Annotated in this window: 18 protein-coding genes and 1 pseudogene; 6 read left to right on the forward strand and 13 right to left on the reverse strand. The window is 46.2% G+C overall.

Annotated features, from left to right (window positions below; translation table 11 throughout):
- Positions 1-31: 31 nt before the first annotated feature.
- The 8 genes from BLR84_RS02170 to BLR84_RS02205 all read right to left on the reverse strand — a co-directional run bounded on the left by BLR84_RS02170 (position 32) and on the right by BLR84_RS02205 (position 6,668).
- Positions 32-352 carry a hypothetical protein gene (locus tag BLR84_RS02170; protein WP_090463675.1) on the reverse strand — a complete coding sequence of 107 codons (321 nt, stop codon included), beginning with the start codon at positions 350-352 and terminating at the stop codon, positions 32-34.
- Between the two features lie 64 nt (positions 353-416).
- Positions 417-2,867 (reverse strand): TraG family conjugative transposon ATPase, encoded by a 2,451-nt coding sequence (locus BLR84_RS02175; protein ID WP_090463678.1) that lies wholly within the window; start codon positions 2,865-2,867, stop codon positions 417-419.
- Positions 2,868-2,869: 2 nt separating this feature from the next.
- Complete coding sequence (locus tag BLR84_RS02180) at positions 2,870-3,184, reverse strand: DUF4133 domain-containing protein (protein ID WP_090463681.1); 315 nt, start codon at positions 3,182-3,184, stop codon at positions 2,870-2,872.
- A gap of 26 nt (positions 3,185-3,210) precedes the next feature.
- A complete protein-coding gene (locus BLR84_RS02185) occupies positions 3,211-3,555 on the reverse strand; it encodes a DUF4134 domain-containing protein (protein ID WP_090463683.1) in 345 nt (114 codons plus the stop codon).
- Between the two features lie 10 nt (positions 3,556-3,565).
- On the reverse strand, positions 3,566-4,135 hold the full coding sequence (locus BLR84_RS02190; protein WP_143013805.1) for a hypothetical protein: 570 nt from the start codon (positions 4,133-4,135) through the stop codon (positions 3,566-3,568).
- A gap of 156 nt (positions 4,136-4,291) precedes the next feature.
- Positions 4,292-5,128, reverse strand: coding sequence for an RteC domain-containing protein (locus BLR84_RS02195; RefSeq protein ID WP_090463688.1), 837 nt, complete (start codon positions 5,126-5,128; stop codon positions 4,292-4,294).
- Between the two features lie 88 nt (positions 5,129-5,216).
- Entirely contained in the window at positions 5,217-6,380 is a 1,164-nt protein-coding gene (locus BLR84_RS02200; RefSeq protein ID WP_090463691.1) for a hypothetical protein, read from the reverse strand.
- A gap of 108 nt (positions 6,381-6,488) precedes the next feature.
- The gene (locus BLR84_RS02205) at positions 6,489-6,668 is read right to left on the reverse strand and encodes a hypothetical protein (RefSeq protein ID WP_090463694.1); all 180 of its coding nucleotides are present in this window, start codon (positions 6,666-6,668) and stop codon (positions 6,489-6,491) included.
- A gap of 127 nt (positions 6,669-6,795) precedes the next feature.
- Here BLR84_RS02205 and BLR84_RS02210 point away from each other — a divergent pair, with 127 nt between their 5' ends.
- Entirely contained in the window at positions 6,796-7,851 is a 1,056-nt protein-coding gene (locus tag BLR84_RS02210; RefSeq protein ID WP_090463696.1) for a sensor histidine kinase, read from the forward strand.
- Positions 7,848-8,579 (forward strand): LytR/AlgR family response regulator transcription factor, encoded by a 732-nt coding sequence (locus BLR84_RS02215; RefSeq protein WP_090463699.1) that lies wholly within the window; start codon positions 7,848-7,850, stop codon positions 8,577-8,579. Before BLR84_RS02210 ends, BLR84_RS02215 begins: the two co-directional genes overlap by 4 nt.
- Before the next feature lie 9 nt (positions 8,580-8,588).
- Here the strand turns inward: BLR84_RS02215 and BLR84_RS02220 are convergent, their stop codons facing one another.
- A complete protein-coding gene (locus BLR84_RS02220) occupies positions 8,589-11,639 on the reverse strand; it encodes a lantibiotic dehydratase (RefSeq protein ID WP_090463702.1) in 3,051 nt (1,016 codons plus the stop codon).
- Positions 11,640-11,892: 253 nt separating this feature from the next.
- Between BLR84_RS02220 and BLR84_RS02225 the strand changes: the two genes are divergently transcribed.
- Positions 11,893-12,084, forward strand: a complete 192-nt coding sequence (locus tag BLR84_RS02225; protein ID WP_090463705.1) for a hypothetical protein — start codon at positions 11,893-11,895, stop codon at positions 12,082-12,084.
- Here the strand turns inward: BLR84_RS02225 and BLR84_RS02230 are convergent.
- Positions 12,081-13,310: a glycoside hydrolase gene (locus BLR84_RS02230; RefSeq protein WP_090463708.1), complete on the reverse strand. Its 1,230-nt coding sequence runs from the start codon at positions 13,308-13,310 to the stop codon at positions 12,081-12,083. The genes BLR84_RS02225 and BLR84_RS02230 overlap by 4 nt on opposite strands.
- Positions 13,311-13,874: 564 nt before the next feature.
- Between BLR84_RS02230 and BLR84_RS02235 the strand changes: the two genes are divergently transcribed.
- A complete protein-coding gene (locus tag BLR84_RS02235) occupies positions 13,875-17,069 on the forward strand; it encodes a SusC/RagA family TonB-linked outer membrane protein (protein ID WP_090463711.1) in 3,195 nt (1,064 codons plus the stop codon).
- Positions 17,070-17,085: 16 nt separating this feature from the next.
- Entirely contained in the window at positions 17,086-19,032 is a 1,947-nt protein-coding gene (locus BLR84_RS02240; protein ID WP_090465734.1) for a RagB/SusD family nutrient uptake outer membrane protein, read from the forward strand.
- Between the two features lie 549 nt (positions 19,033-19,581).
- Here BLR84_RS02240 and BLR84_RS02245 read toward each other — a convergent pair.
- Positions 19,582-20,265: pseudogene (locus BLR84_RS02245) on the reverse strand (SDR family oxidoreductase).
- Positions 20,243-20,413, reverse strand: a complete 171-nt coding sequence (locus BLR84_RS30325) for a hypothetical protein (RefSeq protein WP_255366842.1) — start codon at positions 20,411-20,413, stop codon at positions 20,243-20,245. The pseudogene BLR84_RS02245 and the gene BLR84_RS30325 overlap by 23 nt, the downstream one beginning before the upstream one ends.
- Positions 20,414-20,718: 305 nt before the next feature.
- Here BLR84_RS30325 and uxuA point away from each other — a divergent pair, with 305 nt between their 5' ends.
- On the forward strand, positions 20,719-21,921 hold the full coding sequence (gene uxuA / locus BLR84_RS02250) for a mannonate dehydratase (RefSeq protein WP_090463713.1): 1,203 nt from the start codon (positions 20,719-20,721) through the stop codon (positions 21,919-21,921).
- 147 nt (positions 21,922-22,068) lie between these two features.
- Here uxuA and BLR84_RS02255 read toward each other — a convergent pair whose 3' ends face one another.
- The gene (locus tag BLR84_RS02255; protein WP_176851918.1) at positions 22,069-24,960 is read right to left on the reverse strand and encodes a glycosyl hydrolase 115 family protein; all 2,892 of its coding nucleotides are present in this window, start codon (positions 24,958-24,960) and stop codon (positions 22,069-22,071) included.
- Positions 24,961-25,097 lie beyond the last annotated feature (137 nt).

A 25,097-nucleotide genomic window follows, 5' to 3' on the forward strand; every position in this document is an offset into this window, starting at 1 on the left:
GTAAATTTGAACAACCAATTTTGATAATGCTTTAATCTATCTTACGGTAGATTCCGCCAAAAGAGAGGGAACGACCGTCGTCCTTAATATAGATTTGCCGTCCGTAGATAGTCTCCTGGAGAACCTGTTTGTCTTTATCAAAAGTTGCCATCCAGTGCTCTTGCCGGTATTCTTTTGGTAAGGTCTTCCCATCGCGTATACGGTGATAGCCATCTCGTCTTTCCACCTGATAAGTGCCGGCAGCCAGGTTATAGGATTGTATAACCAGCGTATCCGTGGCAATGCTATACTCATTTTTGAAGCTCATGACGTATACGCCGGAAACAGAATAATCGCTCTTGTTGCAACCCATGATGGTGATTGCACACACGAACAGTAATAGAAGTTTGAACGTTTTCATATGAATTGATTTTAATTTATACTGTTTTCATGCTTTCACTGACCAGCGCGGCGATGCCTTTTTCCATGCTGCCGTATTTCGCGGCATATTCCTGGACCAGGACGCGTTCGGTCCCTTCGGTGGTATAGGCGTAATATTCCTCGGGTGACAGTTCGTTTTTATAAACCTTCATCACCTGCCCGCCCAGGTCGATATAGATCTCCCGGTTATCCTTGTTGACCGATAAAACCTGTTGTTTGCCTTTATCTGACATCCCGAGCGTTTCCTGAAGTTTATCGAATTTGTTCATGTAGCTGCGCATATCCATCAGGATTTTAATGGACGCGTTATTGATGATCGCATCCTTGACAATGGGCGAACTGACCAGGTCATCCAGTTCTTGGCTGACAACATTCGGTACGCCATTGAACTTGCGCATGGTTTTGAACGCGTATTGTATGAATCCCGCCATGCCGGAATTGGCGATGGCTTTCCAGGCCTCGTCAATGGTGAGTACTTTCCGGACACCTTTCAATTTGCGCATTTTGGAAAGGAACAGTTCCATGATGATCAGCGTTACCACCGGAAAGAGGATCGGATGGTCTTTGATCGCGTCCAGCTCGATGACCACAAAACGCTGATCGAGCAGGTTGAGGTTTTCATGGGCGTTCAGCAGGTAATCAAATTCACCTCCCCGGTAATAGGGCCGCAATACGTAGAGGAAATTGTCGATGTCGAAATCCTTATCCTTGACCCGCTGCGCTTTGAGGACCTGTACATAATGACTCTCCAGGTAGTCATAAAAGGAATTAAAACCCGGCAAGTGCTGTTGATGCGCAGTGAGGTGTTCATAATAGCCTTGTAAAGCATTGGAGAGCGCCACGTACTCGCTCCGCATAAAACTCTCGTTTTCCTGTTTCCAGAGGGTAATGAGCAAAGCCTTCAGGCTCTCTTTTTTTTCGGTATCCAGTGATTGTCCATCGGGCAGGTAAAACGGGTTGAATTTAATTGGGTTGCTTTCCTCATAGGTAAAGTAATAACCGCCCACCAGTTCACATAAACCTTTATAACTGCCCCCGATATCTACCGTGACGCAATGAGCGCCCTGGTCGTACAGGGTGCGGAGAATATGGTTTACGGTCATAGACTTGCCGCCGCCGGATGTTCCGCAAACCAGCATACCTAAATTGGAGGTGATCCCTTTTTTACGAGGCGAGTCAAAAAGGTCGACGAAAACCGGCTTTCCGGTTAGCCGGTCGCAAAACCGGATACCCTCGGCAGGAGGATCGGACCGGTAGTTGCTTTCGAGGTTTAAAAAACAGGTGGCCTGCTCCAGGAAAGTATCAAAAGTGTCGTTCCCCGGAAAGTCCGCCGCGTTGCCAGGTATACCGGCCCACCATATCTGCGCCGCCCCGTCTGATTCCTGTTTGCTGCTGGCACCGAGCTGCGCCATGGCCGAACCAACCTGATTTTTGATGCCCTGTAAATCGGCGCGATTGTCTGTCCAGGCGATGACATTGAAATGGGCTTTAACCGGCAGCCGTTGCTGGCCAATGGCTTCATTCAGGAAATCATTGGTCGCGTCCCGGCCGATCGCGTTTTCACGGCTGTAGGCGGAAAGGGATTGCAACCGCAGTTTTTTGGCTTCCAGTTGTTTGAGCGTTTTTCCGGTGTCACCAATAAAAAAGTATTGATTATAGAGATGATTACAGTCCAGCAGGAGGTTGAGCTGCGTAGCAAATCCGATCGGGAATTTAGTTTTGTCGGTACTATACTTGTCATAGCTGATCCTGCTCCCGCAAAGGGATGGCAGGTACTCCGCATCACCCAGGGTGAACAACTGGGCATGCTGGTCTCCAATCTGTAGCCGGTCTTTGAGGTGAATGTCTTTGAGCATAGGTCGTTCATCTGCCTTTAGCAGAAAACAATACTGCTCCAGTATACCCGCTTTTTTTTCGGTGCCTGCTATGGCCTCATTGTCCAGCCTTTTTAATTGGATAAATCCGTTGTCACCAAGGATACGTTCGAATTGTCCGGCTTTCTCCAGGAAGGCCGGTAGCGAACGGTCGTCAATGGTTTGCTTCGGTGTAACGCTTTTGCGCAGGATGCCTGAAAATCCACTGGTAGCTGGTTTCCGGTCATCGGCCTTTTGGGTCAGCATCAGGTAACAGGTATGGTCGAGGAATGGCCTGCCGCTGAAATGACGGTCAGCGGCCGCAGTGAGAAAGCCGGCCTGGATACCCCGCGTTCCGGTATAGCTATTCCTCATAAATATATCCTGCTTGTGGACAATACTGTGTTTGGGCAATACTTTAACCGCCCTGATCCAGCTCTGGTGATAGGTCTCATAATCCTCATCTGAGAGGGTAAAGATCTCTGGCATAAAAACCTGGTAGGCAATGGTCAGGTCGCCCTGGACCGAAACCATGCAGTCATGCTCGACTTTATAAACGGGAAAAACTTGTTCAGCACGGGTGAATAGGGCCATGATCAACGGATTAATCGGGTGAATACTTGACGTGAATTAAATTTGAGGTAACCGGGCAGGTATCGTTTAGCGGTATATTTCATCAGGCCGTGCTGGCCGTATTTATGGCTGAGCTTAAATACCTGGAAAAACAGGATGCCACCCAGGGCCCCGATCAGGATAATACAGATCACTATGGGCAATCCTGAAATGTATAACACGGCGAAAAAAAACAGCAGCGCTACTAACCCGGCGGCCAGGTAACCGATATATTGAGCCTTAAGCCCCTTAAATTCGATCGGTTTATTGATTCCTTTATTGATTTGATAGACAGGCATACGTTGATATCCTTTCTGTTGATGAGTTAAATTCCTAAAAATGCTTTGATAACCGTGGCGACGATCACCAGGAAGATCATGCTCCCAAACCAGCTGGACGCGATCTTACTCGTATCATGATCTCCGTCTCCCATTTTTTTATAAACTTTGATAGCGCCGACCAGGCCATTGATTGCTCCGATAGCGTACATGAGTTTGGTACCCGTATCAAAATAACTTTTAACCTCGGAGGTTGCCTGGTTGATCCCGGCGTTGCCATCCTGTGCCATCGCGGCCTGGTAATTCAGGGCGATTAGCGACGCGAGTATGATGGATGTTTTGATCGCTGCGACCAGTCGCTCATTTCTATTTTTTAAAAACAGCTTTTTCATAACAGCAGGTTTAATCTTCGTTTGTCCAATAGTTTGCTAAGTCGGCATCCGATAGAGGAAAGGGAAACTGGGCAGCGCCTTCATCCAGCAGGAAATCATTGATCTGCCTTTGATAGTCTGTTCCGGATAAGGACGGGTATTTTTGTATGATCAGGCGGAAAAGCATCTCGAAGTTCTCCTTGCTCTCACCGGATTCGTTGATGACGCGGATCAGTGTTTTGACTTCAGAGACCATCTCAGAAAAATCACCAACCAACCGGCTGGAATTTCCACTCGGGAGGATGGCGGACGTGGGGTCTTCGTCTGGCCATTCGTCCGGGCTGTCCGGCGGCCCGAAGGAAAGCTCTTCCTGGTCGACAAAGGTTATATCATCTGCCTGGGCTTTACCGATGATCGCATAGTCAGCGAATTCCAGGTCTCCCCGGCCGGAACTTTTTAATGTGGGTTGCCTGCCGAGCAGCTTGTCCATGAACCCCTGGATTTCGGCGTGGTAAAAGGTCAGCCCGACATACAGGTAATAAATCGCGATGATAAAAAGGACGCTGACCGCGTAGGTGTACCATGAAATTTGGTGTAGCATAATGTGAGATTTTGGCGGCAGTTCCATTACTGCCGGCGACAGGACAAAATTTGGAAACACCCGCCCCGAAACACTCCGAGTTTATCCGACTCGGAGTGCAACTATTTTTATTTGATATAAAAAAAGCGGCGTTTAGCCGCTTTGATCCATAGATTCTTACTTGAATTTTTTCTGTACCCGGAGTAGGAAAGCCTCCTTCATTTCGTCGATATAAACCGTTGGGCTCGGTCGTCCGCAGAGCCAGTCATAGGTGTCATAGAAGTTCCCGAGCGAGATATTAAAACTCTTCTCAATGAATTTGACAATGCTTTTGAGGTTTTTTTTGCCAAAGGCTTCTGTTGCATGCCAACTGTAGATGAGCTCGATCAGGGCGCATTTGGTTTGCTTCCAGTTAAAATCCCTGAATTCGGAGTCGATCTGCACGATGGCTTCTTTTTGATTGATCTTTTGTATGGAATGTTCCAGGTATTCCTGCATCAGCTCGCTGGCTAAAACCTGTGCCAGTTTGTGATCATGAGTAGTGCTGAAAGTTGGGTCAAAGTCAATGACGCATTGATCAGGGTCGAGATGGACGTCGTAATTTCCCCGGACAAAGTAATATTCATCCAGATAGGTTGCCTGGGTCCGGACATACTGATAAAAAGAGAGGTTGCTCTCAAAGAAATGATAAAGGACCCTGATTTCATTGGCGTAATACTCGGCCACAACCTTTCCGTCACCAATGGGCTTTCGGATCTCGATATGGAGCAACGATTGGTAGAAAATGAGCTGGGACTTGAATTTGGGCTTGATATGTTTGAAGAACACGATCTCTTCTGCCGGCGTTCCCGGATTATTCAACTTGCAGTAATCTTTCAATTTTCGCAGGTATTTTAAGCAGGCGTGTATGGATTTTTCCAGTCGTTTGATCACTTGGTCTTCTTCCAGTACCAGGGCATTCAGATCCCTGTTCAGATCTGCATAAAGCCGTTCGCTAAATTTAGTTATCATCATAATTAACCGTTAGGTAAAGGGCCTTGTCACCGGTTAACAGAAACTGGTATCACAAACAAAGCCGCACAGGTAATCATTTTTTCATAGTTCAGCCTTTCTGTTTTAATTCAGGGAAATAAGTTTTATGAACATAATTGATCATCTTTTGCAGGTAATCCCGTACGACGGCAGCGGAAGTCTGATCAAGGCCGTAAAATGCCCGGGAGAAGCTTTTTAGAGAAATATTACCCTGCTTTCGCGTGCTGAAGTGCCGGGAAAAAAAACGGGTTATTTTGGAGACATTGGTATCCGGAAAACAGCCTGTCTGCGAGAAAATACGAATAAACATGGCAAACTGCGGCACGGAGAGATTGAGCGGCAAGCGAACCGGAACATTCGTTTTGATTAATAAACTGCTTCGGAGGTCCTGGTTTTCTGTTTTTTCATAAAGCCAGGGTAACAAAGCCAGGTCGACGGATAAAAGCTCGGGTTGCCATGCCTTCTCCGGGTTAACAGCAATGGTTGATAGTGTTTTAATTTGCTGCACAATGAAAGTTTCCCGGTCAGCTTTGTCGGGTAACTGGTTTAAATTGGACTGGATATAGTCCTGGTACCAGTATAAAAGATGCAGAGTGTTCAGGTTTTGCCGGTAAAGTACCCGGGCCAGTTGGTCGGTTGTAGTTCCCCCTGGCGCATGGATGAACTGCTGAACGGTCCCTAAGAGGTTCTGCGCGTGTTCGGCCTGGCGATAGGAGAGGCCGGACTGCAAAGCATCAGCGATCATTTCCTCTACCGAAATGTCAATAACGCCGATCAGCGCCGGTTCAATCCCAGCCGCTGGATGTGAAATGATATCCCGCCGGTACCCGGCCAACTTTCCGCACTGCTGGCGGCAGTTGTAAATCGTCGTTTTATAGTCCGGGTCGAAATAGGAATAGCATTGATGTTGAAGAAAATCCAAAAGCTGTTCTAACTCGTTGAGGATTTGCTCATCATATGGCGGTGTGGGTTTCTTCTTTTTTGCAAACGTATCAGCAGCCGGTATTATATTGCTGATTTGATTGGATAACTGGGTAAGACCAGCCTGGTGGTATTGTACATACCTGGTGATAACCAGGTCTTTCGCGGAACTGAAAAGCTCATGTACCCATTTTTCCTTCATGTTTGTGCACAGGGATTTTATGTTTCTTCGCTGAGCGGCGAGTTTTAAGTGAAAGCCGGTTTTATCGGTTTCCTCGGCTCCTTTAAGTAGGTCTCCGATAAGCTTTTCCAAATGATATAATTCCGATTTAATCAAAACCTAAAAAATAAGGGAAAATGGTTCTAATGAGCGATTTTTAGGCGTAAGTAGGGATGTTTTTAATAATTAATTAACTTTACGTTAATGTTTGGCTGGTATCCCCGCATTGGCGGTAGTGATGACTATGGTCACTGTGGCGGTTGTCGGATCGGTCTCCGTCGGATTATTTATATCGGAAAATGAACCCCTTAAATTTTCGCTGTTGAAATCACAGATGGTATTGATCCTTTTGTTAAACTTCTTTGGTCTTATATTTTTCATGATTTTGATATTTTGACCAAAGCTATTTTGACAAAGAAAGGCGCAGAACTTTATTACGCAGAGAGCCGATTGCGCGATGTAGAAACCGCCAGTTGACATTATTATGATAGATCAATTCAGTTAGCTAATGAAAAAGCGAGTGATCATTTTCCGGCACCTTTTGGCATGGGTATTATATATTGGTTATGAGCTGTCTCTCATACAAATTACCGTAGGTTTAAACCCATCTGCATTTCATTACTTGATTTTCTATCTGCTGAATATTTGCCTGTTTTATTTTAATGCCCACGTAATTCTTGACTTTGCGTTTTTTAAAACCAGGAAACCTTATCTGGTATCAAGCGTTTTAATTTTTTTAGAAATTATCACCTATCTCTTTATCAAGCTGGAGTTGGATCGTATATTATCGGGAGCCAGGCATTTAAGCCTGACGGTCAATCTTGTCAATGAAAAACTTTGGTTGACAAATATCTGGCGGGAGATATTTTTTATAGGATTCAGCATCGCTTATTGGTCTATGCTCTATATGATGAGGTTTAAAGAAAAGAACCACGCGATGAAAACCGAGCAGTTGAAGACAAAAGCAGCAGCACTCGAACTGGAGAACAAATATATCACGGCAGAAAATGCCTACCTGCAAAATCAGATCAGCCCGCACCTCCTGTTTAATTCTTTGAATTTTATTTATAATTCCATCCATAATTTGTCGGACAGGGCAGGGAGAGGGGTTATGCTCTTAGCGGAGATCATGCGCTATTCGTTGGTTTCAAGTGAAGACAAACGGACAGTCTTGTTAAACAATGAAATAGAACAAATCAATAGACTTATCGAGTTGAGTCACCTTAGGTTTCAGGAACAATTCTTTCTCAAATTCAGAAAGAAAGGAAAATTCTCCGGTGTCAGGATCCTGCCGCTGATCTTGATCACGCTTGTTGAAAATATGATGAAGCACGGAGATCTCGGAGAGATTGGAAAACCTGCCGTGATCAGACTGGAACATAAGGATAATTTACTTGTTTTTGAAACCAGGAATAAAAAAAGATCAGGAAGCCCCCACCCAAAAGGGGGCCTTGGTCTGAAAAATATTGAAAAACGACTGATTAACTTCTACCAGAACCGGTTTCAGCTGGATATCCTGGATAGAAGTGACGAGTTTTCAGTTACACTAACCCTAAGCTTATGAATTTCACCTGTTATGTCATCGATGATGAGTCCGACGCGATAACCCTTTTAAAAGAATATATTGAACTCACACCCGGTTTGGAACTGATCGGTTCGAATCAAAACCCGCTGATCGCCCTCGACGAGCTGACCAGCAGGAACGCGCCGGATATTGCTTTTATTGATGTCGATATGCGTCAGCTCTCCGGGATGGAGCTGGCTGGGATGGTCAACCTGTACACAACAGTGGTATTTACGACAGCCTTCCCGGAATATGCCCTACAGGCGTTTGAGAAAGAGGCGTTTGACTTCCTGTTAAAGCCGATCAATTACGAACGTTTTGCTAAATGTATACAGAAAGCTAAAAGAAAAATAAAAAGACCGGGTTATGAAGAAATTGGTATGGAAGATTTCTTCAATATAAAAAGTGAAGTTAAGGGCCGAATGGTAAAAATTAGATTCGACGAAGTAGTTTACATAGAGGGGGCGGTTAATTATATCCAGATTCATACGTTAAAGGAAAAGCATATCACTTACTTAACGATACAGGAAATCGAACGTCATCTGCCCAGGCAGACATTTGTCCGCATTCATCGCTCTTTTATCGTTAATATTAATTTTGTAAAAGTGATCGAACGAGCGCGGATTAGATTGGACAATGGCGAGTTTCTGGGCCTTGGAGACCACTACAAACAGAAATTTCTGGATTTTATGGACGCCCGCTTAATTAAAACGAATCGGGTCTCCTGAAACGCGGTGTTATTTGATTTTATTTTTGCGTTTCGCCCACATGAGCGCTTGGTCAAAACAAACTGTTAACCGGTCCATTACGGATCGTTTATGCCTGCCTTTTACAGAACGCAGGTATTTATGCAGCAGGTAGTAGCAGATCATTTCCTGTTTGCGGGATTCATCTGTGAAAATCCGGTTCAGATGCATGTGAATAATGCTGCGCAGGTAATCTAAATCCGGTATTTTTCCCGAATATTTTGATATGACCTGCAAGCTTTGACTGAAACTGATACCTGCTTTCAGGGAACCGCTGAGAATGCCCGGGTCGGCAGCCTGGAATGCCGATATGATTCCGGGTGTAAGCTCACGGTACTTTTTATCCAGATCAACCTTAATGGGTTTATCGGTAAACTCCGTCAGGAATTGTTGAAAGCTGATAAGCGTGAAGTCAAGCTGCTCCTCCGGATCGGCGATGAATGCCCTGATCATGACGACAACTGAATAAAGCGCAAATATATGGGTGCCGGTAACCGTTTTTGTCCTCGCCTGTTTTAAGAAATGCAACACCAGCTCACTGCTGGCCCAAAAAAAGTGCTCGGTATTTTCAATGCCGCCTGCAGCATAACGTTCCAGTTCACGGTTGTAGACATCGATCTGGAATTCCCGGATTACATGCTGCTGGATGGGGCCTTCCAGTTTCGTTTTAAAGGCCTGAAGTATTTCGCTGATCGAATCAGGATTTACTTTGAGCCGCAGGCGAATGTGTGGCGCCTGGTCTTCGTAACGGATAAAGAACCATTGACCGATCTTGTGCCCACCATAGCGCCTATTGAGCAAAGGGGCCAGCCGCAGGAGCAGTCGGTTGGCACCGATCTTTGGTGCATATACTTTCAGGTAAAGCCAGGAGGAACCCGGAATATATTTGCGCTGCTGCTTGGGTTTAAATGTGCGCAGATTAATTGGTTTTGGCAGGACAATCGGTTCGGCCGGCAACAGGTAAGCGTTATATTGCTTTACTTCCGGTTGTTTCAAGAACTCCTTTAACACCACTTCTTTCTTTTGCCGGATGCAGTTACAGAAAAAAACGATATCACGCTCACTTTGCCCGTCAAAGACCAATTCCTGGTCGCCTTCCGCAAGCGAAAAATAACGTGGTAGCCGGATAGGTGTACTTAGTGCGGTAAACGCTTTGCGGATGTCCTTAAGGTCACCCTGTAACTCTGCTATGTGCTGCACTTTGATGATCCACGTTGCCAGGCTTAAGATGGTATCCTTATACTCAACCCGCGGGTAGAAGCTCAGGCCAGGAAAAAACTGCCGCATGTCCAGTCCCAGGTTTGACCGCCCGTATTGATAAGGCAGGTCCGCTAGAAAACGAAATAAGGGCAGTTGATTCAGGCTGTGATTGTAGGCCGAGGTCAGGCGGGGGATCACGAGCTTTTGATGCTGCTCGGAAAAAAGCATCACCTTGTTATTAATAATCCGCACATACAGGTCGGAAAGCTGAAGTTGCTGTTCTGCCGGTAAGGTAGATGCGGCTGTGATTGGTATTTCGTAATGATAGATATGAGCTCTGCGATTCACGTTATCAATGTGCGGATCGGCCAGGTGCAACAATTCGGCAAAAATAAGATCGGGATTTTGTGCCTCCAGCTGACGAGCCATCAGCTTCGCGGCCGAGGCGGTTCTTTCATTGACTACCGTGAACCGGCCCATTAAAGCAGGTGCATTAATGCCGCCCGCATTCTCGATGAACACCTTATTTTCCGCAATGCGAAAGAGAACCGACATGCCCAATATGGGCTCGGGTTTATCGGTGACGGTCAAGCGTTCCAGGTCGGTATCCTGCAACCTTATTACCGGATCGGCTGATTTATCCCGAAGCCAGGATTCCATCAGCATACTATGAACTGGGGACCAGGTTCCGTGCGGTTTTGGCTGGTTACCGTAAGAGATATGCAACGTTTCGAGGAGCGGGTTGTTTTTCTCGGTTTCAGGGTACTGATAGCCAACCCCGGCTTCAGGGTCAAGCGCCTGCAACAGGGGTAATGTCTGACCTTCAAAATGCTGTTGAAAAGAAGTAATAAACTGCGACATCCTGGTTGACTGCCTGGTTGGAGAAAGCAATTCCAGCGCACTAAAGCCATTCTGAAGCTGGCTCCGGCAACTCATTTCCACTTGTTCAGTCGCACCTTCGCGTTTTAAAATAACACTTAGTTTATCCTGTGGCATTTCTTTTTCTGGGAGTAGAGCGTTAAGATCATGCTCCAATTGCTCGATTAACGAAGGATTAAGAATGTTTTTTTCGTTGCTTTGCCGGTCCAGGATACTTAGAAGATCATGTTTTACCGGGCTTTCATTAAGCTTGCCGGCCAGTCGCGTTAGGTAATCCGCACCGTTAATTGACATGCGATCCTGGTTGATAAGTAATTGCGCTTCGATCAGAAAATCGGCATAATCTTCAGCATCATGAAGAAGGCAGTCAGCGGACCTTGCAATTCGGCTGACGATTTCCTGCCGGGAACATCCTCTGGCGCATTGGTTGAGCAGGTCCTTGAGTAACTTAGAGAAAGCAATGGACTGTAGCTGGTATTCGCGCCGTTTACCTCCTTCTTCCAATCCCACTCTAAGAAAACGGTATTCATTTAATACCCGGTAAATGGACGGATTGCTTTCAAACCTTGCCTGATCTTTCAATTCGTATTCCAGCAGGTAGTTGCCCAGCATATTTTGCAACGGCATGGCGGTCCGGATGTCAGCGCTGAAATTTGCCGGGGAATGATCGCTGTCGGCCTTGTCTACCCAGTTCACCAATGATACAGAAGAGAAAAGGCCGAATGGCGTTGGACGAAAACAATAACGGTTGATGTATTTTTGTACCGTAATCGTTTCTTTTTCCGATAGCCTTATACCCTGAAACTGATGGTGATCGAGGACAGCGTAAAAGGCGGGTGTGGCGACTTTTATCGCTGTGCGAAAAAATTCATCATCCAGAAAGCTTTGTTGTTCCCCGATATAGTCAACTGGGGTTTTAACAGGCATTCGCAAAAGCAGATGCGGCGCAAAATGGTAATTCATGATGGCAATGTAGATAAATGCAAATACTCATTGATGATAGGATCTGGCACCCGTTAAATTTCTAAAGCAACTTTAGGGCCACTTCCCCGATAATGTCTGGGTATACCAATCTTCTTTAAGTACATAAGTTATTACGAGTTACAAACCGGCATCACCCTGAGTATGGAAAATAGTCCTTCGACAAAAAGATCAATTCACTGCAGATGATTTGTTGCGATCCTAATTAACCGACCGAAAACTAAAATATAAAATTATGGATGTTCCGATAGCAAAACGGTACCAGCCTACTGTTTTTCAATCGAAACGGATAAAACAGGCGGCTAAGGTTTTGCTCGCATACTTGTTGGTCATGAAATGTCCGCAAAAGGAGACCATCAGCGGGCAAGCATCCTGGAACATTGAACGGCCTGAAAATTTTTCAGGCCGTTCAATGTTCGGTCATTAATTAGAGACCAATGTCGTTATACTTGAGGGAGTGAGGTTAATGTTAAAACTGCTGCCCGATACGCTAAAACTGTTGGATGCCAGATTTGAGGAACTGTTGGTGTAATAACGATTGAATCCGCTTACCGTAATGCCGCTCAAACTAAATACCTGGTTTGTTGTTGCCGTATTCTGATTGACAATAACAAGTACCAGCGTGCTGCCGCTTTTGTACGCGGTAACGTAAACCCCGGTGGATGGGTTAGCTGTACAGGATACCTTCATATAGTTAGGCCTTACATAGCGCGCATACTGCGCCATGACATACCCAAGCTTGGTAATATTGCTGCTTTCGTCGATAGGGCCGTAGCTTCGGCGAATATACCACCAGGTATAGGCAGCATATCCGGCAGCCATACAGTCGTGAATTTCTTTAGCAGCGTTCATAGCATTGGACCAGTCATTACCGCTCACACTGGAGTTGGTAAAGTGTTCCGTCATCCAAACTGATTTACCAATGCTGCCTAAGCTGTAAGGCGTCTTGCCATAAATATGTCCGCAAACAAAGCTTGTCTTTGATTTGGCAGTTGCGTTACTTAAATAGGCGTTAATAAATGTCTGATCCATATTAAAGGGCTCCGGAGCCATAATTGGTGCACCGCAGTTGCTTCCCTGTGCTGCTACAAAGTTAGCTACTTCCGTGGCGGTTGCCTCCATCCAGCCGGTACCCGACAAATTGGGTTCGTTGAACGGGCTAATCGCATAAACGCCGCCCACCGCGGTGTTGTACGAATTTAAGTGAGCCGCGTAAGCAGCGTATGATGCGGTATTCAGATTGACACCTGTCATCATACTTGAGGGAGCGTTCCAAGCCGTGGCGATTACTTTGGCGCCATAACTTTTGGCTACATCAATGGTCGGTTTTTCAGCCGCAAAGTTGCTGCTGCTTGTAGGAACCATTACACGAAGTATACTCATACCAATGCCGCTGGTTGGCGAAAAAGCTTCGGTACGCTGAGTGGGAGTAAGGTCGGCTATCCAGGTCAGGATGCTTGCACCGCCAAACCCCTGAATGGTTTGTTGTTCCGTTGCTGCATCTATCGCGGCTGTGCCGGTAGTGGCCGTGGTTTGTGCTTTCCGTGTTTGGTCGGGCGTAGGTTCAGTTGTGCGCGGTTTGGTGTTTTCGTTTTTTGAACAACCAGCAAACAGCAGGACCAGGCAAGCCAGTTGCCATAAGTTTTTTCTCATGATGATTAGATTTTGGTTAATAATTGGTAAATGTCAGTGACTACTGATAGAACAAAAATATTTTTATTCGCCGTGACGAAATGTCACGATTGAATTGAAATATGCAACAAATGATTAAATCGTATTTCCTTAAAGAAAAGAAGGCCGCAAGTAGCAGGAGGAGGTTATTTTTCCGGAATAGCGGGAACGGCTGCCATTTTCGTCATAACAGCGGTCTAAAGCGCTTGAAATGAACATTTGTCATAATATTTTGCCGAAAAGTTCTACAGGAGAAAGCCGAAACCACTGAACTTAGCAATTCAGCCGCAACCGTGTGCGTTGCACTAAAATTTATAATTATAAGCCGTAAATCATTTTTTTAACCTCTGTAAACGGGGAATTATTGAGCCATGTTGTGATATCGATTGCATAGTGTAATTGACATCCTTTGCGTAGCCGCGGAAGCGGATTAATTAACTACTTTATTTTAATAGAAGACCATGGAGACATAGATAATACCGTAAACCTGCTCGTCCAGGACGAGCAGATGAAAACAATCTGAACTTTAATTATAAATCCAATTATATGAGAATACTTCAACTTTTTAAATTAAAATGCCCCACACTGTTGCTTACCTTTATATTGTTAAATGGAATATCCACTGTTGCTCATGCGCAGACAATCGGGCTTAAAGGAAAAGTGGTGGATGAGAAAGGGGAGCCGCTTACGGGCGCTACCATCCGGATCACCGGAACTACCACAGCAACAACAGCTGACCTCAACGGTAATTTTACATTGAATGTTCCGGCCCGTACCAACAGCGTCACTATTTCCTTTGTTGGTTATGTGGATGCGGTAAAAATCATCAATCCCGATAAACCCAATTTGGCAACAGTGACCCTAACCAAAAATAATAAAGACCTGAATGAGGTGGTTGTCGTGGGTTATGGCGCGCTGCGAAGGCAGGATGTAACCGGTACCGTTGTGTCTGTAAGCGCCAAGACACTTCAGGAAGTACCTTCTGCCAACGTTTTCGAACAGCTAAAAGGTAGAGTGGCTGGTCTTGATGTAGTTAATAATGTGAATAATGGCCCCGCGATAACGATCAGGGGTAACCGCACGATCGGTAATCCGGGTGCGGATGGCCCGTTGATTATTTTAGATGGCGTGCCTTATTATAATTTTATTGAAAATATCAACCCGAATGATATTAAAAGCGTGGAGGTGCTGAAAGGTGCGTCCGCTACAGCTATCTATGGGTCGCGGGGCTCCGGGGGGGTGATCCTGATCACGAGCAATCGTGGAAGAGTTGGTCAAACACAAACAGCATATGACACCTATTACGGTATTACCACGCTGGAAGGCCAGCTTAAAACGCTGAATGGTCAACAATATGCACAACTCAAAACCGATGCACTTCAGGGATCAATCATGCAAAGTAATGGCCCTTCACAAGCCTACCCGTTAACGGCCACCGAACAACAGGCGCTTAAGGATGGGACTAATACCAACTGGGTTGATTTATTGACCAAACCCGCGCAGGTATGGGATCAGAGCCTGCGCGTGTCCGGTGGCACCGAAAAGACACAATTTAACGTTGGTCTGGCTTACCGGAACAGCACCGGTCTGGAGCCGAATAATTCCGTTAAGCGAATTACGCTGAATGCGAACATTGATCACAAGATCAACAACTATATTAAATTTGGTGTAAGTATTTTAGGTAGTATCAGGCTGATCAATAGTGGGGGGGGAAACGAATACGGCACCGCACAATGGTTTAGCCCGCTTGCCTCTCCTTATAATACCGATGGTTCTATTAATCCTACCCCCCTGGTAGGGCAACTGGATGCGTCTGCCCGTAACCCCCTTCTTAAAGGTCAAAATCCCGACACGTTTTATAACTATACGCGAGGTTTTCTTAACAATGATATTGTCTATCTGGAGGTAAAGCCGCTTAGCCACCTGACCTACCGCTATAGCGCTAATTATAACTTTTCGCAATCATTGCAGGGGGTCTATAACGGTATAAACGGTGTGGATATCCTGACCATCGCCAAGACCAGCGCGAGTACGACCAACAATTATGCTTACCGCCTGTATCAGGAACACCTGCTCACCTATGACAATACCTTTTTTAATGATCACCACATCAATTTTGTAGCCGGCTTTACATCGGAAAAATCACATACCGAAAATTCCAATATGAGTGCAACCGGTATTCCGTCTGATGCGGTAAAAAACGCCAACCTGAATCTCGGAACCTTCAACAGCTTCGGCGGCAGCTGGAACGAGACGGGCTTACTGTCTTTTGTTGGGAGGATAAATTATACCTATGCCAACCGGTATAACCTGACGGCGACGATGCGTTCGGACGGAGCCTCAGCCTTAGCCGACGGTCACAAATGGACCAGCTATCCTTCCATTGGATTGGGATGGGTAGTCAGTAACGAATCGTTCATGAAGGCTTATAACTTTGTCGATAACCTGAAGTTGCGTGCCGGTTATGGCATCACGTCCAACACCGTCAGTGCCTCTTCGTATAACACCCTGGGCCAGTTAACCTCTAATAAATATCAGTATGGTGGTGCCTCATCGGGCGATGCTTCCGGGGTATTGGTGACATCATTAGTAAACAACAGCTTAACGTGGCAGCGTACTGCTGAAACGAACCTGGCTTTGGATTTTGCCTTTTTTAAAAATCGCCTGACAGGTTCGGTGGAAGTGTACCATCAAAAGACGACCGGTATCATCCTGAACAATATTCTGCCCGCAACGAGCGGAGCCGGGTCGCAAACCAGCAACCTGGGTGAATCCGCGAATAAAGGTCTGGAAATATCATTGAGCAGTGTAAACATCCGAAACGCATCAGGGTTCAACTGGTCTACGGATTTCAACATCGCGTTCAGCCGTGAAAAAATAGTTAAACTACCAAACGGCAGTATACAGAATATAGGCGTGGGTGAGTTTGTGGGTTCTCCGCTCACCGTTTATTATGATCTTCGTAAAATCGGCATCTGGCAGATAGCTGATTCGCAGGGCGTTAATACAGCAAAAAGTGCTTCTGACGGTGGTACGGTATATCTGCCGGTAAATGGACAAACTTCCCCCTTGCAATATCCTGGACAAATCCGGGTGCAGGACCTGAATGGCGATGGTAAGATTGATGCCAAGGACAATCAGATCCTGGGGTCTCCGCAGCCGAAATATACATTTGGGTTCACCAATCGTTTTAATTACAAAAACTTCGATCTGAGTATTGTTATTCAAGGCCGCATGAAGTTTATGACAACGGTTCCCTATGTTTCTTCGTCAAATTCAAACGTGTGGGGATGGCAGTTTCTGAATCTGGGACGCCACAATCAGCCGGTACTTGATTATTGGACCCCGACTAACCCTAATGGTGAATGGCCTATGCCCAACAACCAGTTCCAGAGCCAGTTTTACTCCACGCTGCAGTATTTCGACGGTTCTTTCATCCGTGCAAAAAGTATCAACTTGGGTTACACTATTCCAGCCAGTGTGCTAAAACGCCTGGGCGTGGCCTCATTACGTGTTTATGCGAATGTTACAAATCCGTTTATTATTTACGCGCCTATTCGCAATCATGGTTTTTCCGTACCTGATCCAGAGTCGATCAGCGGCATCGGGCCTGTGCCGGCGAATGCAAGCGGTAACGTAGGCGGTTTCGACGGAAACAATGCCAGTTCTTATCGTGGCGTAGGTATCAGCGCAGGAGAACAGACACGTGATTTTATTTTTGGTATCAATGCAAGATTTTAATTTAACTAAAGGAGTCATGAAAATTTTAAATAAAACAGGTATCGTCATAGCTGTCTTCGTGTTGTTTTTTTCGGGTGTAGGTTGTAAGAAGTTACTGGATGAAAAGCCGCGCGCATCCTTGTATCCGGATTACCTTGGTACACCTGGTGGCATCCCCGCAGGGATAACAGGAGTATACAATGATCTGAGGGGCGTTTTTTCGGGCGAGGGCGTTTACTGGTGGAATGGTACAGATGAGTCTATTTACGGTTCAAGTTCCACTTCTGGCGGGATTGCGTTTGATACCTATAACGGCATTAACTCGTCCAATACGATTTACTTCAATAACTTTTGGTCAGATATCAATACCTTAAACGGTGTGCTTAAATATTCGGAAACCACCACGCTTGCTCCCGAGCTCAAAGTACAATATGTGGCGCAGGCCAAATTTTTACGCGGGTGGATCTATTTTCACCTGGTTCAGGCCTATGGCGGAACAACCGCCACACAAAAAAGTGGTATTCCACTGCATACCACATTTATCACTGCGGCCAATACAAGTGATGCGCCAGCTCCGTTGGCAGATATTTACAATCTGATTATTAAAGACCTTACGGATGCAGCAGCAGCATTGCCGAATACGATCACTTCTTCAAATCCATTTTCCGCCGGCGGTATCGGTAAAACGGCCACCGCTGCAGTGGCAAAAGCTTACCTGGCTAAGGTGTATTTGACCAGGGGCTATCTCAACGAAGTGGCGCAGCCAGGCGATTATCAGAAAGCCGCAGATCTGACCAGTGATCTCATTGCCAACAAATCTGCTTATGGACTTGATCTGTTTCAGGATTACAACGATGAACACAAACCGGCTAATGACTATGGCAAGGAGAACATGTTCACTATTGATTACGGCATGACTGATCCGAGTTACTCTGGTTATACCCAACAGGGAAGTGGGGGTTATGGTTTGAACCAGTTACCCGTAGTATGGCGCTGGAATTATATCACGCAAGCCGGTGTTGACAATGGCTCCGGTATTGATGCTGTCCCGCAAAAAATTAATACCAACAAACAGCCAATGCAGCGTGATGTTTATAATGGCCGTCCCTATGTGCGTGTGGCGCCTAATGGACCATATGTTAATCAGGTTTTTTTGGATCAGGTGCATGATTGCCGTTGGGACGCTACTTTTCAAACTTTTTGGATTTGTAATCAAAAGGTGGCTGCCGGCGTAACCAGTACGGGCGGGTCTAAAGGCGCCCTTACACCCACGTCAAATTTTTCACAGTCCGCTTACAATATTCCTATTGATGGCGACACCGCTATATTGATGCCAGGAGCAGAGGTTACCATGGCCAGGAGGGATGCTTTTAAAGGTTTGATCGTCACCCCGAAACAATACAATAATAACGTGTTCCCAACCGTCAAGAAATTTGACGATCCGTTGCGTACCGGCATGAATGATTTTTCAAGCCGCCCCATCGTTCTAATGCGTTTTTCGGAAGTGTACCTCATGAACGCGGAGGCTAACTATATGCTGGGTAATGCTGATAAAGCTGCTGTGTCATTGAATGTCATTCGCCAGCGTGCCGCTTACCGCGTTCCTGCTGATGGAAATACGATTCCCCAGGGACAATTCAGGGTGACAGCTGCCACTCAGGGAACGGCCAACGCGGCGAATGTCGCCGCAATGGCATTGACACCGGCACAACAGGCGCAATTGTCCATTCCCAACAACCTAACGCCGGGTTCGCCGCCCTGTGGGATGGATCTGATCCTGGATGAGTATTCAAGAGAATTGTTTGGTGATCCGCGTCGTTGGTATGATCTGGTGAGGACCCGGCAGCTGGTTCGCCGTGTAAAAATGTACAATGCGAACGGCAGACCGAACGTTCAGGAATATCACATGCGGAGGCCGATACCGCAGAGTCTGATCGACGCGGTACTTACAGGGCCTAAGTATCCGCAAAACAATGGTTATTAAATCTTAAATTTACCCGTGATTAACTAAAACAGGCCGCCGGATATCCGGCGGCCTGTTTTAGTTAGGATTTTCATTTAAGGATTGGCGCCCCTGTTTGCCAATAATTAGCGGATAAAGTATCCGCTGTAGAGTAATAGAAGACGCGCGGTTAACCCCTACAATTGTAACTTCTTAGTATACCATGGCCTGAATCAAGGATAGATCATCTTGATTTTACCATCAGCAGTATGATATAATTTGGTCACTTTGATATTGCGTAGATAGGTTTTGCCAAATAACTCTGTATCATGGTAAAAAATATACCACTTGCCCTTGTAGGGAATAATAGATGGTGTGTAGTCCTGCCTTGTACGGGTTGCATGCAATTTCCAGGTAAATTCATGTCTGTGCGAGGCACGAGCCAGTGATAACGGTAAAAATACCTTGATCCGGGACTCCTTTCTGTTATAAATGATGATGTTTTCAGTACATATGTTTTAAGTGAATAGATTGTTTGTTATTGCGGTTACGAATACCGGCACGGCACGGGAAGTATTTAGTGGAAATAAATTATACGCCACTGAACACGGCGAAACCACCATCGACGTTAATAACGGTACCGGTAACAAATTTAGAGGCGTCGCTGAGCAGCCAGATCAAGGCTCCGCATAACTCGTCCGCATCCCCGAACCGATGATACGGCGTTTGTTTCAGCACCAGCTTACCTCGTTCTGTATAAGAGCCGTCCGGACGGGTAAGCAGGGTCCGGTTCTGTTCAGTGAGGAAAAAACCGGGTGCGATAGCGTTCATACGAAGTTTGTCACCATAACGGTTCGCCATTTCAACCGAAAACCACTTCGTATAGATATCAATTGCCGCCTAAGCCAAACTATACCCCAGGACTTTGGTAATCGCGCGCTGGGAGGCCATGGATGAGATATTTACAATGCTACCGCCTCCTGACCTGACCATGGCCTGGCCGAAGACCTGTGTAGGAAGCAGTGTGCCATGTAGATTGAGATCGATAACCTGTTTCAGACCTGCCATATCCAGATTGAACAAGTCATCTGCCGGTTGGACAGTGGCAGTTGGCATATTGCCACCTGCACCGTTAACCAGGCCATCTATACTGCCATAGGTTTCCATTAATTGCTGTCTCGCTCCAATCAGTTCCTCCGCCACGGTGACATCAGCAATTAATGCTGTTGCGCTCCCGCCGGCATCGGTTAATTCAGCTACCCGTTGCTCTGCGATCTGCCTGTTCGTTCCGTCCTAGAACGGCGACAGTGGCGCCTGCGGCGGCAATGCCTTTGATAAAAGCGTGACCAAGCACCCCTGTTCCGCCTGTAACTACAATAACCTTGCCTTCCAACGAAAACTCTTCAATATATTTCCTATTCATGATGTAGTGAAATTTTTAATTCTCATTAACTCCTAAAACTAGGGAATAGAACCGGAAGTTGCCCCGCCGTTTTCTTTATACTTTTAATACAAATGTTCATAGCCGAATAGTGTGAGGGGTTTTATAAGTCCGTGGATTCCTGTTGAAACCCAAAGGATTCGGCTTGAGGGTTGGGACATACAGGGATTCTCTTGCCCATTTGTTGATACTTGTACCACTTATGTACAAACTCGTCTGCCGGCGTTGTAAACCTCCAACTGATTGCCGTACTTTGAACAAGACCTCCCTGCATCAATAGTAGAACTATGACACGTGTTCCTGATTTGAAACAAACTTTCCGATGGTTCGGCCCGAACGATCCGGTAACTTTAAAAAAGATAGTCCAAACCGGAGCAACCGGGATAGTGACGGCTTTGCATGATATCCCGGCTGGTGAAATTTGGTCGGACCAAGCCATAGTGTACCGTAAAAGGATGATCGAAGAAGCCGGCTTGATATGGTCAGTTGCCGAGAGTGTAAACGTTCATGAATCCATAAAAACTGCCGGCCCGGAGCGCGATAGCTACATCGAAAAGTATATAAAAACATTGTCTAATCTTAGCCGGGCAGGTGTAAAAACCGTTTGCTATAATTTTATGCCAGTATTAGATTGGACGAGAACGTCGCTGGATTACCGGTTGCCCAATGGTGCAATAGCCCTGCGTTTTGATGCGATTGCACTGGCTGCGTTTGATCTTTTTATCCTTAGACGGGATAAGGCACAGCTGGGTTATACGGAAAGTCAGCTACATTCGGCTAAAATATATTATGATAATGCAGACAATTTTGAAAGAAACCGGCTAGCTAAAACTATCCTGGCAGGACTCCCCGGAACGGATGAGGTATTTTCACTGTCTGAATTCAAGTGCCAGCTGGATAATTATAAGGGTATCGGTCGTGCCGAACTGAAGCAGCATCTTTATTATTTTCTCCGTGCTGTTGTTCCAATAGCAGAAGCTTTGGGAATTAAAATGTGTATTCACCCGGACGATCCGCCCATATCTATTTTGGGTTTACCCCGGATCGCTTGTAATGAAACCGATCTGACCGAAATAGTGAATGCTTGTCATTCACCTGCAAATGGTTTTACACTTTGTACCGGGTCGCTCGGCGTGGATCCGCAGAACGATATCCCCGGCATCATTAAACGATTGGGTAAACATATACATTTCCTGCATTTACGAAATGTAAAGCGGGAGGCGGATGGCAGCTTCTATGAAGCGGATCATCTCGGGGGAAGTACAGATATGTATGATGTGATGAAAGCGGTTGTGGCGGAGCAGATACGCCGGTTTGTGGAGGGCCGAATTGACCTGGCAATTCCTATGCGCCCGGATCATGGACATAAACTGGCTGACGACGAACAATACGACACCTATCCGGGTTATGCTTTAATTGGTCGACTGAAGGGTTTGGCTGAGTTACGAGGCCTGGAACTTGGTATCAGAAGAAACTTACTTGCCGATTAAATCAACAGGACCCATAAAGCGGTTCCGGGAAATCGCCTTATGGGTTCATAATAGGTACTGACCCGGGATAGAATATGGTTCTGTCAACCCGAAGATGATTGATGCAGGCGTTTGTCCGAATTAGTTATGCGTTAATAGAGCGCTTGATCATTGCTTAAAGACTTTAGCTGGCGGTATGAAAGTACTCTCCGGAGGGCCGAGATAGCTGAACGGCAACGCTCCGGAACTGATCACGATTTTCTCCAGAACAATGGCCGGGGTAACCACCCAGATTTTTAAAGTATGAACTCCGGGCTGATCAATGTGGTGTGTGCTCTTGTAAATATTGATATTATCGGCTACCGCCATATTCCACAAATGACCATTCGCCTCCGCGTTAACGCTGATCACCTGTGGTTTTTCTTCATCTATGGAAACAGCATACTTCAGCGATTTATCCGCCGTAAAATCAATGGAGGGAGCGAGATAGGTCCTGACATCATAGTCTCCGGGAGTTTGTATATCGATCCGGTATTCCACGTGGGCGCTGTTATTGTCGGGCTTTTGGGTTTCGGCTATAACCGGCATAGGCGTAATGGCAGAAAGTGTTTTTCCATAATCTGGTAGTACTGTCCAACTCGCGCCGCCCTTAACCACATTCCGCTGGAAGTGGGCTGCTTCAATTGATATAAAATTGGAAGTTTGCTTAAAAGTGTTCGCCACGAAAGTCGCCTTAGCGGGTACGGGAACAGTTATTTCTGCATGGGTACCATCATCTGCTGATATTTTAATTATACCCTCCCGTACCTGCCCGGATAGTTTGTTCCTGTTCAGCATAACATAAATTCGTTGCTGATCGGTAACCGTACCAGTAAGGACGTCCAGCTCTAAAAATGGTGGTGCATCAATTTTGAACTTAACCGGCAGACTTCCACGGACGAATAACTCTAAAAATCGCGTATCTCCGGTTTCCCTGAGGCCAGTTAACCGGAGCGTTTTGTTAACCGGCCACGCAAGGCTGTCTCCCTCCATCGCAATGCCGAGTGCAGCGCTCTTTGCAGGTGTAACCTCTTTTAAATCAGGCATCAGATTGACTTTCGGCTCTTGCCAGGAAGTGTAGCCAATGTGGGTTTGATCCATCATATGATCCCATTTGCCCCCCGCCAATTCCTTATTGTAATAATAGGCTATTGCCGCATCGGTTTTAAAAAGAGATTTCGCCCGTTCCGCCATTTTATTGGCACTTAATCTTCCCTGTGCCGCATAAAAATGATTCAGCGCTACAGTGTAATAAAGATCATTAAGGTTAGCACAGGCCTTAACAGGATGTAAAACCAACTCGTAGAAAGCGTTTTTGGTATCAACCGGCATCATAGTGTAAAGAGAATCCGCGCGTCGTTCCAATGCGCGATAATTCGAAACCATCGTTTCAAACTCCCTGAAATTAAGCAGACTGTACGTCTTTTCATTCAGTAGTTCTGGTTTCCGGCGACCATTAAACTTACTGTATACCTGGATAATCGAAGCAGCCTGTCTGGCATATTTTTCTCCGAATTGCTGGCTTGCCCATTGTCTGGTATAATTTTCCAGATCACTTGCTGAAATAGCGGAGGGACGCCAGGCATAGTCCAGGAAAAACGAAATGGGAAATTCCATCGGCTTGAGGTCACCAACATTTACAACCCAAAGCTGCCGGGCATGATGAGCGTAAGCCAAATGCATTTGTTCCCATACCTTGGTGATTGGGTTGGTATTTAACCATTTATAATTCCTGGGTCCGCCCACATAATCAAAATGATAATAAATGCCGTATCCGCCTTTTCGGGGTTTTTCGCCGGCTGGGGGAAGTTTGCGGATATTGCCCCAGTTGTCATCACACAGCAAGAGCGTAACGTCATCAGGTACCCGCATGCCCTTATCATAATAATCCTGTACTTCCTTGTATAACGCCCAAAGCTGGGGAGTTTGCCCGGCGGGCTGATGTGTGACATCGGCAATGATCTGGCGCTGGTCAGCTACAATTTTCTCCAGGAGCGAGATATTAGTACCATCCTCCATCGCTTTGTCGCCGTCGCCGCGCATGCCGATCGTTACGACGGTTTCAGCCTTTCCCATATTTTCAATTCCTTTTCGCCAAAATGCCCGAAGCGTATCCCTGTTTTGAACATAGTTCCATTCTCCTCGCCCATAACGCTTCCACTCCTGTTGTGCCCGGTCCATGGGTTCATGATGGGAGGTACCCATGACGATCCCATACTCGTCGGCTGTTTTTCGGTTAAGCGGATCATCATCGTTGAACGCGTTGCCCCACATAGCAGGCCATAGGTAGTTTGCCCGCAGCCTTAACAGTAACTCGAACACATGTTTATATAGCTCATGGTTAACACCGCCAAATTTGGCTCTGGCCCAACTGGAAAATGCCGGTGCTTCATCATTGATAAAAATGCCTCTGTATTTTACTTCCGGCTCACCCAAGGAATGCCGGCCGGCAGATACAACCAGGGTGCTGGAATGTCTGACAGGAACGTCTGCCCACCAATACCATGGTGATACACCGATTTGCCTAGAGAGCTCATAAATTCCATAAATGGTTCCCCGTTTGTCGCTTCCAGCGATGACCAGCGCCTGGTCAACTCCCGGAAACGGCTTGTTAATGGTTTGCAATACAAAAGTCTCCCATCGTCCCATGATGTCCGCCACATTCAGCTTTTTGCTGGTGACCAGATCGTTGATCAATCGCGATTTACCAATCGTACCAATGATCACTATCCGTTTCCCAGTGGGTATTTTGCTGGATAGGGTTGGTGTAAGGCCGGTAACGGAAGTAAGGTCCCGCTGAAGATCAGCGGCAGCTCTCAACACACCCGGATAATCGTCAGTGGAGATGAAGAGCGGGGCAACGCTGTTGTTTCCGGCCAATGGAAATCCGCTGCGGCTTGATGCCCTGCTGACAAACGTCGAATCAGGAAAGGCAGCTTTTGCCTGCGAACAAATGCAGATACAGGTCGCGGCCAGTAATATCGCCTTAAAAAAAAGTTTGTTGAATGAAAGTATAGTCATATCCTTTTGCTGGTTTTTGCAAATAAGAATTGGCGGAACGAGTTGACGCGTATGCCCTTTCATGGCAATGCATTTCGTGCTTGGCCCATTCATTAGATTTCAGGCTAAAGTCTGTAACTTGTCTGTATTTCAGCAGG

It is taken from the genome of Mucilaginibacter sp. OK268 (assembly GCF_900103125.1).
Taxonomy (GTDB): Bacteria; Bacteroidota; Bacteroidia; order Sphingobacteriales; family Sphingobacteriaceae; genus Mucilaginibacter.